A 12,743-nucleotide genomic window follows, 5' to 3' on the forward strand; every position below is an offset into this window, starting at 1 on the left:
GGCTCGTGTCAGTTTCGCCTAAATATGAAATATAATGTCAACTCAAACAACTGCTAAACGTCCTAATGCTTTTTTAGAAATTATTTTTAACATTGCTATTCCGTCACTTATTTTAATGAAATTATCGGGGGATGAATATTTAGGTACTGTACCCGCTTTAATCGTGGCGCTATTATTTCCATTGGGTTATGGGCTATCCGATTTTATTAGAAATAAATCGATGAACTTTATTGCCTTACTGGGATTTTTGAGTACGTTGTTAACGGGCAGTATTGGTTTATTTGAATTAGATGTAGAATGGTTAGCCATTAAAGAAGCCGCAATTCCAGCCGTTATTGGTTTAGTTGTCTTAATATCTGGTTTCTGGGGTAAACCCCTCATCGCCAAAGTGATGTTAAACCCACTTTTATTTAATTTAGATTTGATCTACCAAACACTTGAAAATAAAAATAAAACCCAAGCGTTTAAAGCAAGAATTCAGTGGGCAAATCACCTATTATCTTCAACCTTTGTTTTTTCGGCTGCCATGAATTACCTGTTAGCGAAATGGATTGTCGTTAGCCCTGCTGGTACAACAGAGTTTAATGAGCAGCTCGGTGAAATGACACTACTAAGTTATCCCGTTATTGCGATACCTTCGATGGTCATGCTGATAGCGATTATGTTTTATGTGGTAAGAAGCTCGATGAAGTTAACCGGTTTAACGTTGGATCAAATATTAAACGGTGAAAACTAGCAGTGAAAGCAACCTTTAAAATAAACCTCATGCATTAGGTCTTGAGCCTAGATATAAGGGTGTAAATATCAAAATTTAATATTTACACCCGCCATCGTTTAAATCAGTGACCTCGATTTAATGAAAGATCAACGATTAGCCCATTACTTTTCCCTAGTCATTAACCATTGCGACAATAAACGCACACCAAAACCAGTGCCTCCCGTTGGGACTTCATTTTTTGCTTTGCTGCTTAACGCATTACCAGCAATGTCTAGATGTGCCCATCGAACATCGCCCACAAATTGCTGTAAAAAACTTGCTGCTGTTGTTGCGCCGGGTCCGCCTGTACCTGTATTTTGTAAATCAGCAATATCGGTTTCAAGCATATCTTTATAACCCAGCGGTAAGCGCCATAAATTTTCATTCACCTGCTTTCCTGCAAAAGTTAATTCTGTAACTAAGGCTTCGTCGTCTGAAAATAAACCCGCATAACGGTCACCCAGCGCTCGAACTTTCGAACCTGTTAACGTTGCTACATCAACCATTATTTCTGGCTTATAAAATTCACGCGCATACCAAAGTGCGTCAGATAATACCAAGCGCCCTTCTGCATCAGTATTAACGACTTCGACCGTTAAGCCTTCGGCTGTTGTAACTACGTCACCCGGTGCAATTGAAAATTGAGAAACCATATTCGCCGCCATTCCCATCACAGCAACAACATTTACTTTGCTTTCATTGAGGGCTAAAGCTTTAATTGTGCCTAATACAGCAGCGGCGCCAGCCATATCTGACTTCATTCGAGCAATAGATGCTCCAGTTTTAATGCTGTAACCACCAGAATCAAAAGTGATCCCTTTACCTACTAAGGCAATAGGTGCTTCATCACTGCCCTTATAATGCGCAACCACTAAACGTGAACCGTCTTTACTACCACGACCAACAGCCTCTAAAGCTCCCATACCTAATTTTTTAAGTTGCTTAGGCGTTAACACCTTAATTTCAACACCCAGCTTTTTAAGTGCTTTTGCCGCATTTGCAAAATCAACAGGTGTCATTTCAGTAGGTACTTCACTGGTTAAATCGCGGGCTAAAAAAACACCCTGCTCAATATTGGCTAAAGGAGTGTAAGCCAGTTGTGCTGCTTTGCCATTTTCAACGTCAAAAACAAACGTTTTTTCGCTGCGTTTTTCATTATGATATTGTTCAAACCGGTGAGCGCGCAAGCTTACGCCATGGGCTAATAAAGATGCAGAGGTATTGCTGTTAGCCAAATCATCTGTAGAGACTTCGATGATTTTAGTTGATTTGGTATCTAACTTAGCCAGTAAATTACCTCCCAATGCGGTTAACTTGTCTTTAGTTAATTGTTCCTGTTCACCTATTCCGACGATTAACACTCGGTCATAATCTAAGCCAAAAGGCGCAACAACTTGTAAGAAACTACCGTATTCACTGGTGAAACCTTCTGCTTTAACAGCCTTAGTTAAGTGACCTTGGCTTTTTTTATCAAAAGTAGAAAAATCACTGTCATTACCATCTTTACTGTGAAAAACCACTAAAGTATCTGCTGATACAGTTACGGAATCTGCAAAACTTATTTTTTCAGCAAATACTGATGTACTTGAAAGAACAATAGCCAATGCAACTGAAGTGGTGGTGCGTTTAGATAACATAAAAACCTCTATTAAAGTGTAAAAAATATTTATAATTCAACTATATCTTATACATACGATAGTAAAACCATATGAGTTCAGTGCCTTACTTTGAGCTAAAAAACCTGAATAAGCTTCAAAGCGAAAGGTTCGGCCTTGTTATATTGTGACATAAAGAGGCTTGTATTTTTATATCTTTTAATCGGTAAACCGTTCGTTGAGTTGTTTGTGGCTTCATTTAAAAAATGAGGTTATTTCTCTATATTTTCGTCAGTATAACCGTTTATACTTTGTGGCTATTAATACTTTATTTGGATGTAAAATGATTGATTTTCGCTCTGACACCGTAACCCGACCTTCTTTAAAAATGCGTAATGCAATGTCTCAGGCTGAGGTCGGTGACGATGTTTATGGCGACGACCCAACGGTAAATGAATTAGAACAATGGTCCGCGGTACGCCATGGCTTTGATGCCGCATTATTTTGTAGTTCAGGCACACAAGCCAATTTATTAGCACTTATGGCCCATTGCGAGCGTGGTGACGAATATTTGTGTGGTCAACAAGCCCATAACTACAAATTTGAAGGTGGCGGTGCTGCGGTCCTTGGATCAATTCAGCCACAACCGATAGAAAACGAGAAAGATGGCACCATTTGCTTAAAGAAGCTAGAAAAAGCGATTAAACCTGATGATTCCCATTTTGCTCATACCAAACTGGTTAGCATTGAAAATACTATTAATGGCAAAGTGCTCCCATTAAAATACTTAGCCAATTTGCGAACCTTTGTGAACAAACATCAATTAAGTTTACATTTAGACGGCGCTAGAGTTTATAACGCCGCGACAGCTTTAAACGTAGATGTCACTGAAATAGCACAATATTTTGACACCATGTCGGTGTGTTTATCTAAGGGGTTGGGCGCGCCTATTGGCTCATTATTATTAGGTTCAACTGAAGTCATAGCCAAAGCCCGACGCTGGCGAAAAGTACTGGGTGGCGGTATGCGTCAAGCCGGTATTCTCTGTGCTGCCGCTAAAATAGCCTTAACTGAAAATGTTGAACAGCTTAACGTTGACCACGAAAATGCGCAACATCTAGCAAATCAACTGAATAATATTGTAGGCTTTGAGGTTGACCTCGCGCAAGTTACCACTAACATGGTCTTTGTTAAGGTAGAAAAATCAATCGATATTCACGCCATCGCCACCAAATTAAAAGCTCAAGGAATTATAATATCACCGAGTACCTATATGCGTTTGGTTACGCATTTAGATCTGAGTAAAGCAGATATCAATTACTTTATTTCAGCATTAAAAGTGGCATTAAATAAATAGAGTAAATTTTTCCATAAAAAGATCATATCGTGTGATTATCATTCGATTTTTTATTTCTATTATCTATACTCGATATATTACATAAATTACATACGAAAAATCAAATGGATAAGTCACGTAGAAATGCTATAAAGAAAATTGCATTAGGTGGTGCTGCCGGTATAGCAATTGCCAAAGCGCCTTATGTATTTGCCCGCAATAAAGTAACCTTACGCATTTTGGGCACGCATGTAACATTACAAGAAGAACTAAGACAAAAAGCCATGGAAGACCTTGGCATCAACTTGATCTTTGAACCCAAAGGTAGCGCGGCAGTTTTACAAAAAGCATCAATGTTTCCACAGTCATTCGATTTATACGAACAGTGGTCAAATAGTATTAATGTTCTTTGGCGCTCTGGCGCTATTCAATCTATAGATAAAAGAAGAATTACTCATTGGGATGAAATTAACAACTTAAGTAAGACGGGGAAAATAACACCATCAGCAAAACTGGGTGATGGCGATGCTCCTTATAAGATATTACATATTCAAAAAAACAATCAACTCGGAGAAAACCACACCAACGACATCAGCTTTTTGCCTTATGTTCATAATGTTGATTCGTTTGGTTACAACACTGACTTTATTAAAGAAGGCATACCTTACGAAACCGAAAGTTGGGGGTGGTTATTAGACGAAAAGTACAGTGGTCGTGTGGGTATTATCAACGCGCCTACCATTGGTATATTTGACTTAGCGCTGGCAGTACAAGCTAAAAATCTAATGTCTTTTAATAATATTGGCGCGATGACCAAGCTAGAATTAGATAAACTGTTTGGTATATTAATTGGCTTAAAACAAGCTGGACATTTCAGTGGTTTATGGACTTCGGTCCCTGAATCAATTCAATTTATGAAATCAGGCCGAGTCGTTATAGAAAGTATGTTTTCTCCTGCTGTCGCATCGTTAAATGGTATGAATGTCCCCGTTACCTACGCTGCACCCAAAGAAGGGTACAGAGGTTGGCATGGCGTAATGTGTATATCAAAGGCGACAACGGGTAAAGTAAAAGATGCCGCTTACGACTATATGAATTGGTGGTTATCGGGTTGGCCCGGCGCTTATATTGCTAGACAAGGCTATTATATTTCAAACCCGCAACGTACCGCTCGTTACTTGTCATCACAAGAATGGGACTATTGGTATGATGGAAAAGCCGCTTCAATCGACTTAAAAGGGGTTGATAATAAAGTATCAGTCTATCAAGGAAATATTCGCCGAGGAGGCAGTTATGAACAACGATTTAGTAATGTCGCTGTCTGGAATACTGTCATGCCGACCTATGATTATAGTATTCAAAAATGGTATGAATTTATTAATGCATAAACAATCTACTTTTCATTCAAGTGTGTTAAAAAATTAAACCTTGTGGTGTTATAAATGTTTCCAAGCTTAAAAGCACAGCTAATACTTTCTTTAACGATTATAATTTTACTTTTTATTGGACAAGAGTATGTGTCGTATCAAAGCCAAAAACTGTTAATTACTGGCCTAACCTCTAACCAAGAAATAGTTGATGCCGTTATTGAAGTTAAAACATTAGAGAAAGATGTTTTAGATTTACAAAGAAACGTACTTATTTATAAAGAAAATCAAGCATCTTCAGTGTTAAAACGATTGAATGACATTATGACCTCCGTCACTCGTAAATTAGATATGACGTTACTTTTAATCAAAAAAAATGAAATTGGCAACAATCAAGAGGTCGCCATAGAGAGTATGCGTAATCATTTAAAAGATTACCGAGAAAACTTTGATTCTGTTGTTTTACTTATCGATAAAAAGGGTGAATTGTTTAATCAAAAGATAGTCACTCGATTAACTCACTTAAAAAGTATTACGACTAAAGTATCGGACGATATAACGAACACGCCCCCACTTAATACTACACGTATAAATAACAAGAAGCTTAGTAATTTAACATCTGAATTACAGCTTGCTGCTTATCAATATTTTCTTTTACCAAATACTGAAAACACAATCAATTTTCAACGTATTCTCAATAAGTTAAAAAGTGTTACTACCGCATTAAATATCAAAGAAATAAATACAGATTTAGCCATTATTTCTAGCGAAATGAAATTATTAACACAAGTAACCAAAAATTATAACTATCTAGTAAACGTTGTTATGTCTGGCTCTGCAAACGAATTTCTATATTTAGCGAAAGACTTAAGTAAAGTTGTCTTACAATATCGTGATTCCAGTAACTCAAACCTTAATGGAATTGTTGACGAGTCTATTTTACGTGGCACTATTATGTTTATTTTTGGTATATTTTTTACTAGCCTTATCACCTTATATGTACTCAAAAGACTCATATTTCCGATAGAAAAAGTGACCCAAGTATTCAATACACTCGCAGAAAATAAAGAGCTTAATGAAGGCCTTGAACTTGAAGTGAATCGAGCTGATGAAATAGGTCATTTAATGAAGTCAGCCACTATATTCCAATTAAAAAACCAGCAAACAAATGACTTATTAATACGATCACAACAATTAAATCAACAACTTGTTCTATCACAAAAGAAGGCTGAAAAGGCAACCCAAGCAAAAAGTATGTTTTTAGCGAATATGAGCCATGAAATTAGAACGCCCATGAATGGCGTTGTTGGTATGCTCAGCTTATTGTCAAACACACCATTAACCGATGAACAAAAAGAATACATTAGTCTTGTCAATTCTAGCTCTGAATCTTTATTGACTTTAATTAACAGTATTTTAGACTACTCTAAAATTGAATCAGGCAAACTAGAAATCGAGAGCATTCATTTTAATATTGCTGATATTATTAACGAAGTCGTAATCATTATGGCTGCTATCGCCGAGAAAAAATCGTTAGGGCTCACTATTAAATCGATCGAACTCTCTCAAAAGACAGTAATAGGTGACCCTACTCGGCTTAAACAGATACTGATAAACCTGATCAGTAATGCGATTAAATTTACCGAGCAAGGAGGTATTGAACTTGAAGTTTTGCTTGTTGAGGTAAACAATGAACAACTTAACTTTTCTTGTAAAGTAAGAGACTCTGGCATAGGTATTTCTCAAGAACAGCAAGATAATATTTTCAGTCCTTTTTCTCAGGCTGATAATTCAACAACACGAAAGTACGGAGGTACAGGTTTAGGCTTAACCATAGTTAAACAGCTTTGTGAACTTATGGCCGGAGATATAAAGATAGACAGTACATTGAACAAAGGCAGCTGTTTTGCTTTTAACTTGCTTTATCAAAAACCAGAAAAAGATATTTCTGACAAATCAGAGGAAAATCCCCCGATTAAAGATGTTAACTTACTATTTAAAAAAATACTTTTGGTTGAAGACAATAGGATAAATCAAATCGTAGCAATGACTATTCTCCGCAAATTAAAGCTTAAAGCTGACATAGCAGATAACGGTATTGAGGCAATAGAAAAGCTAAAATCAACGTCCTATGATTTAATCTTAATGGATTGCCAAATGCCTGAAATGGACGGTTATGAAACAACTAGAGCGATTAGAGCTGGAAAAGCAGGAAAGGAACATCAAGATATCCGCATTATCGCGATGACCGCTAATGCGATGAAAGGAGACAAAGAAAAATGTATGAATGCTGGTATGAATGATTACTTAGCTAAACCGATAGATATTGATAAATTACATCAAAAACTTTCCGCTTGGGCAACAAAATAACCCCACATTAAAAATCATTAAGGTACTTGTTAACTTAAAGATATTATTCATTACCGATTGTAAATAAAGCCAATATATTGGCTTTATTTACAATAAAGTCGTTGAACTCTAGCATTAAAACCCTTTATTTAAAAAAGTGACCTTTAGGGCTACATATCAAGTTTAATTTGTGCATAATAAGTGCCTCTTCACTTTACTGTCCGACGTTTATATGAAAAGCAACATTGTTGATTTACAAGATAAGCTAAATACATTATTGCTTACTCATCGTGATAGCTTTGTAAAAGGTGCCGTAGCGGACTACATTCCAGCTCTCGCTATTGTTAGGCCTGATTTTGCGGGTATATCTGTCGCGACCATTGACGGAAAAACTGTAGGCGCGGGAGATTATCAGCAGTCTTTTTCCATTCAAAGTATTTCAAAAGTATTTGGTTTAGTCATGGCAATGAATCGTCTGGGTGAGTCATTATGGCAACGTGTAAGAATGGAGCCTTCAGGTCAACCTTTCAACTCTATTATTCAACTTGAGTGGGAAAAAGGTATTCCCCGAAATCCGGTCATAAATGCTGGAGCGCTATTAGTTGCTGACGTATTAACCAGCCATTATTCAGCCAGTAAACTCGCTTTCTTAGGCTTTGTAAGAAAACTTGCCAACAACGAAGATATTCGCGTTGACCTTGAGGTTTACCAATCTGAATTCACCCATGGTAACCGTAATGCCGCCCTAGCCTACTTAATGAAAAGCTTTGGTAATATTGAAGCCGAAATTCCTGACGTACTTAGCCATTATTTCACCCAATGTTCAATCGCTATGAGCTGCGAGCAGTTAGCGCAGAGTTTGCTTTTTTTAGCCAATAAGGGTGTCGATCCCTTAACAAAACGGGTTATTTGTAGCCCGAAAGATGCCCACCGCGTTAATGCGATATTATCAACCAGTGGTATGTATGATCAATCTGGTGAGTTCGCTTTTTCTGTCGGTTTACCCGCTAAAAGTGGTGTTGGGGGTGGTTTAATTGCTATTGTGCCAAATTATGGCGTTATCTGTACATGGAGCCCACCGTTAAACAGTTTTGGTAATTCTGTTGTTGGTATGAAATTAGTAGAAGGTATTGCAGAAGAATTAGGCTTGTCTATTTACCATTAAAGCCGATAAAAGCAGTAAGTTGACCGACATAAAGACTTACTGCTTATAAAAGGGGGATTTTTATTTCTCTAATGAATTATTGCTGAAAGCGATAAACAGACCCTAAAGATAAAAGTTGAGACAACTCATCTAAAGCCGTACGTGACTCAATAATTAACTGAGGATCTCGTAAATCATCAAGTATTAATTTATCACGATAATGTTTGTTAACCCATGCAACTAATTGTGTATATAACGCGGGTGTTAATAAACAACTGGGATTCACTGCAAGTAATTCTTCTTCAGTAAGGGCAACCCTTAAACGCAAGCAGGCAGGGCCACCACCATTTTTCATACTTTCGTTAACATCAAAAAATTCAACATGGTTTATTGGATTATCCGCAGCGATTAATCTGTGTAAATAGTCATTAACTTGAATGTTTTCACGACAGTGCGTTGGAGCAATAATGACCATCGTATTGTCCTGTAACGTAACAATTTGCGTATTAAACAGGTAGGTATTAACCGCATCTTGAACAGACACTTGTTCGGTTGAAACTTCAAGAAAGTGCAGTTTTTCGCTGTCAAATTTACGTGTTACCTCAGCTTTAAATTCAGCGGTATTTAAATAGGCTTGCTCATGGTAAAAAAAGACATTTTGATTTCCCACCGCAATGACATCATTGTGAAAAACACCTTGATCAATAATATCGGGATTTTGTTGCACAAAAACAGTTTTATCTTCAGACAAACCATGTAACCTTGCAATAGCCTGACTCGCTTCAAACGTTTGACGAGCAGGAAACTTAATAGGCACTGGTTTATTGCGGTTAAAAGCATAACGACCATAAGTAAAAATTTCTACACCCGCATCACCATAACCTTCACATAAGCGCGTATGGTTAGCAGCACCTTCATCACCAAAATGTTCATTATCATTAAGATGCTGGTGATGCTGGAAATACTTTTCGTCACCAAACATCGCTTTAAGAATTTTGCTGGTTGTTTCAGGCTCAAGTGAGCGATGAAATTTATTCGCTAAGTTAGCAGAAGTAAAATGCACTTTTTTATCAAGTGTATCGGCTGATGGCGACACTGATGCTGCATTTGCTGTCCACATCGTTGAAGCAGAGCAACAAGAAGCGAGCAGGGTTGGCGATGCTTTATAGGCTGCTGCCAAAATTTGATCATCACTACCATGAAACCCCAGTCTTCTTAAGGTATACATATCAGGGCGTTCTTGAGGCGCAAATACACCTTGCTTTAATCCCATATCATGCAAAGCTTTCATTTTTTTCAAACCTTGCAAGGCGGCTTTTTTAGGGTTTGAGCTGTTATGAGTATTAGATAATGACGCAACATTACCCTCTGAAAGACCCGCATAATTATGGGTTGGCCCCACTAATCCATCAAAATTTACTTCAACACTTTTCATCATCATTCCTACATTTTTATCATTATGCTAATCGCAAAGCAAAATACACACCAATCCAAAATAAAATACCTATCAATAGCTTACAATTTTTGGTGATATTAATGTTTGTTTAATGCATCATTTTGATCCATTAATTTTTTGTAACGTGCAGTGTTTACTCAATAGAAATAAAGCAATGGTGGTCTGTAAAAAGAATAGCAAGTGGTCTCTCTCATCAATTATTTCTCTCAGTAAGACTAATAGGTGAAAAATGTTAAAGTATAAGATGAATTTATCTCATTTGCCATGTTCATCGAATAAATTTATGATGGTTTTGTTTTTTGAATCACTCCCTATTTTTAATAATAATATCTCTGATTCTTTAATAACACTCTTTTTTATTGCTAGACGGCTTCATTTCAAGGACATCATTTGATGTCCTTTTTTCTGTCTTTTTTGACTACTAGGTGAAATAAACTCATCTATCGGATGAATTTATCTCGTTTGCGGCGTTTGATCGATAAACGTAAAGTGAAGATGTATTTTGAATCTCCCCCGATTCTTTAATAGCACTTACTTATATTGTTAAACTGTTTCATTTCAAGGACATCATTCGATGTCCTTTTTTTCTGCCTTTATTTTGACTACTAGGTGAAAAAAACTCATCTATCGGATGAATTTATCTCGTTTGCGGCGTTTGATGAATAACCTTATGGTGAAGATGTATTTTGAATCTCCCCCGATTCTTTAATAGCACTTACTTATATTGTTAAACTGTTTCATTTCAAGGACATCATTCGATGTCCTTTTTTTCTGCCTTCATTTTTTATTTCTTTTACTGTCCTTTTAGTGCAAACGAACCAAAGTAGTGCAAGCAAGACCTTATCACCGTGTAAGTAAAAAAAAATAAACAATGATATCAATAAATTAAATTTCGGTATAAGTATTGCTAATCACCTCTGTCTTCATCAATATATTTTACTTATATGCCTATTCAAACACCCATACGTGGTTTACGGTCATTCTGTGTGGCCTCAAAATGTTTAAGTTTTAAACATGCCGCCGCACAATTATTTTTAACCCCCTCAGCGGTTAGCCATCAAATAAAACAGCTAGAGGAACAGTTAGGTTTTATCCTTTTTAAAAGACGTACCCGATCAATAGAATTAACCAGTTCAGGGAAACAGTTTTATCAGTCTATTCAGCCGATTATTCATCAGCTTGAGTCGACAATTTCAGAATTTACTCATAACCAACAAAACAAGACAATTGTCATTAGTTTGCCTGAGTTTTTTGCCAGCGAATTATTCATTCCACAATTAAGTGAATGGTCTGAAAAGAACCCAGAAATCAATCTGCAATTAGAGACAATAAAGTCAGGAAGTGAGCCCTCCCAGGTTGCTGACTTATCAATCGTACTCGCCAATGGGAAGCCTAATGCCAGTATTGTTCATGAATTATTTCCTGTTCGCTACACTCCTGCTTGCAATAAAAAACTCTATAAAAAGCTTAAAAGTATGGGGGTTGCCGCATTAAAAAACACGCCACTCATTTTACACCGTTCTCGTCCTTGGTCATGGCATCAATGGGCTGACAACATTAACATTGACGATTTTGATCCGAAACAAATTATACAATTTGACAGTATGTTTGGCGTCGTACGAGCAGCTCAACAGGGAATGGGAATTGCTTTAGTACCTCTTCCTATTAGTAAAACATGGTTTAGCGAGGAACTATTAGTGAAACTATTCGATGAAGAGCTAAATACCAACGACAGATACTATTTAATTCAACATGAGAATATGGAAAATAAAACCGAACTAACTTTATTCGCAAATTGGGTAAAAGAAACCTTCGCCAATGACAATAAATAGCCGCGTTGGTGATGGGTGAATTTTATTCACTTAATACGTTTATTTTAATCGTTTGTTTAGCTAAATTAAAATTTCTATAGTGAACGTGCATTAACCCAATGCGCTTTTAAAAAGAGATACCAAAATGAATAGTGAACACGTTTTTTTAAAAAAATCATTAATGACTCTAGTAATGACTTTAGTGATAAGTAGCCCTTTAATGGCTTTTGAAAACAACTTAGCCTTAAAAGTGGCTATCGTTAAAGATGCTACTGGTAGTCAAGATATTGTTAAGGGAAACTTTAACTCGAGTATTAAAAAACTAACCAGACGTCATAAAGATGAAAATTCATACAACAGCAATATGAGTTTATGTGTTGCTTATTTACAAGCTGATAATGCCAAACAGTCAGAATTAGCATGTACTGCGGCAATCAACGATGTTGAAGCCATGGACTTATATAATGACAAAGCCCTATACCTTAAATCATTAAGTTACAGTAATCGTGGTATTTCGAGATATAAAAATAATGATATTTCTGGTGCCTTAACTGATTTAAGTGCAGCTGTGTTAATTGATGCAAATACGGTTACCGTTGGTAACTTAAACATTGTAAAAAAACGACTCTATAAATCTCAAACTCTTGCTTCAACTTCAGCACAGTTTGCCGAATAATCATCATTACAACGTTAATATTTAGGAGATACAACATGCTAAAGCGAATGCTATACAGTATTTTATCCGTAACGACTTTACTGCTTAACATTAAACATTTATCAATAAGTCAGTGGGATATTGAAGAAACAGACAATACACAACACTTTAATAACTCGCGACAACAAAGGTAAATGAATGATCTATTTAAAATACAGTAGCAACGCAGTTAACTCATTTAACATTTAAATGATAAAAATAACGTTGCTACCT

10 protein-coding genes are annotated in these 12,743 nt (G+C 36.5%); 8 read left to right on the forward strand and 2 right to left on the reverse strand.

Annotated elements, in window-relative coordinates; translation table 11 throughout:
- Nucleotides 1-34: 34 nt before the first annotated feature.
- Nucleotides 35-736, forward strand: coding sequence for a VC0807 family protein (locus tag H4J52_RS11270; protein WP_182224726.1), 702 nt, complete (start codon nt 35-37; stop codon nt 734-736).
- A gap of 143 nt (nt 737-879) precedes the next feature.
- Here the strand turns inward: H4J52_RS11270 and H4J52_RS11275 are convergent, their stop codons facing one another.
- Nucleotides 880-2,394: a leucyl aminopeptidase gene (locus H4J52_RS11275; RefSeq protein ID WP_182224728.1), complete on the reverse strand. Its 1,515-nt coding sequence runs from the start codon at nt 2,392-2,394 to the stop codon at nt 880-882.
- A gap of 301 nt (nt 2,395-2,695) precedes the next feature.
- Here H4J52_RS11275 and ltaE point away from each other — a divergent pair, with 301 nt between their 5' ends.
- The 4 genes from ltaE to glsB all read left to right on the forward strand — a co-directional run bounded on the left by ltaE (nt 2,696) and on the right by glsB (nt 8,569).
- The gene (gene ltaE, locus H4J52_RS11280) at nt 2,696-3,709 is read left to right on the forward strand and encodes a low-specificity L-threonine aldolase (RefSeq protein WP_182177044.1); all 1,014 of its coding nucleotides are present in this window, start codon (nt 2,696-2,698) and stop codon (nt 3,707-3,709) included.
- 104 nt (nt 3,710-3,813) lie between these two features.
- The gene (locus H4J52_RS11285; protein WP_182177045.1) at nt 3,814-5,076 is read left to right on the forward strand and encodes a PotD/PotF family extracellular solute-binding protein; all 1,263 of its coding nucleotides are present in this window, start codon (nt 3,814-3,816) and stop codon (nt 5,074-5,076) included.
- Between the two features lie 54 nt (nt 5,077-5,130).
- Complete coding sequence (locus H4J52_RS11290; RefSeq protein WP_182177046.1) at nt 5,131-7,425, forward strand: ATP-binding protein; 2,295 nt, start codon at nt 5,131-5,133, stop codon at nt 7,423-7,425.
- 211 nt (nt 7,426-7,636) lie between these two features.
- Nucleotides 7,637-8,569: a glutaminase B gene (gene glsB, locus H4J52_RS11295; protein ID WP_182177047.1), complete on the forward strand. Its 933-nt coding sequence runs from the start codon at nt 7,637-7,639 to the stop codon at nt 8,567-8,569.
- Between the two features lie 76 nt (nt 8,570-8,645).
- On the opposite strand, the gene astB is transcribed toward glsB, so the two are convergent.
- Nucleotides 8,646-9,983 (reverse strand): N-succinylarginine dihydrolase, encoded by a 1,338-nt coding sequence (gene astB / locus H4J52_RS11300; RefSeq protein ID WP_182223640.1) that lies wholly within the window; start codon nt 9,981-9,983, stop codon nt 8,646-8,648.
- A 971-nt stretch (nt 9,984-10,954) separates the two neighbouring features.
- On the opposite strand from astB, the gene H4J52_RS11305 reads away from it, so the two are divergent.
- The 3 genes from H4J52_RS11305 to H4J52_RS11315 all read left to right on the forward strand — a co-directional run bounded on the left by H4J52_RS11305 (nt 10,955) and on the right by H4J52_RS11315 (nt 12,664).
- Nucleotides 10,955-11,836: a LysR family transcriptional regulator gene (locus H4J52_RS11305; protein ID WP_310649654.1), complete on the forward strand. Its 882-nt coding sequence runs from the start codon at nt 10,955-10,957 to the stop codon at nt 11,834-11,836.
- Nucleotides 11,837-11,960: 124 nt separating this feature from the next.
- Complete coding sequence (locus H4J52_RS11310; protein WP_182177050.1) at nt 11,961-12,491, forward strand: hypothetical protein; 531 nt, start codon at nt 11,961-11,963, stop codon at nt 12,489-12,491.
- A gap of 35 nt (nt 12,492-12,526) precedes the next feature.
- A complete protein-coding gene (locus H4J52_RS11315) occupies nt 12,527-12,664 on the forward strand; it encodes a hypothetical protein (RefSeq protein WP_182177051.1) in 138 nt (45 codons plus the stop codon).
- Nucleotides 12,665-12,743 lie beyond the last annotated feature (79 nt).

Source organism: Colwellia sp. MB02u-14, from assembly GCF_014076915.1.
In the GTDB taxonomy this organism is placed as follows: domain Bacteria; phylum Pseudomonadota; class Gammaproteobacteria; order Enterobacterales; family Alteromonadaceae; genus Colwellia_A.

Excerpts from the sequence above, each read along its gene's own strand:
- H4J52_RS11270 (WP_182224726.1), top strand. The coding sequence starts at position 35 with ATGTCAACTCAAACAACTGCTAAACGTCCTAATGCTTTTTTAGAAATT.
- H4J52_RS11275 (WP_182224728.1), bottom strand. The coding sequence starts at position 2,394 with ATGTTATCTAAACGCACCACCACTTCAGTTGCATTGGCTATTGTTCTT.
- ltaE (WP_182177044.1), top strand. The coding sequence starts at position 2,696 with ATGATTGATTTTCGCTCTGACACCGTAACCCGACCTTCTTTAAAAATG.
- H4J52_RS11285 (WP_182177045.1), top strand. The coding sequence starts at position 3,814 with ATGGATAAGTCACGTAGAAATGCTATAAAGAAAATTGCATTAGGTGGT.
- H4J52_RS11290 (WP_182177046.1), top strand. The coding sequence starts at position 5,131 with ATGTTTCCAAGCTTAAAAGCACAGCTAATACTTTCTTTAACGATTATA.
- glsB (WP_182177047.1), top strand. The coding sequence starts at position 7,637 with ATGAAAAGCAACATTGTTGATTTACAAGATAAGCTAAATACATTATTG.
- astB (WP_182223640.1), bottom strand. The coding sequence starts at position 9,983 with ATGAAAAGTGTTGAAGTAAATTTTGATGGATTAGTGGGGCCAACCCAT.
- H4J52_RS11310 (WP_182177050.1), top strand. The coding sequence starts at position 11,961 with ATGAATAGTGAACACGTTTTTTTAAAAAAATCATTAATGACTCTAGTA.
- H4J52_RS11315 (WP_182177051.1), top strand. The coding sequence starts at position 12,527 with ATGCTAAAGCGAATGCTATACAGTATTTTATCCGTAACGACTTTACTG.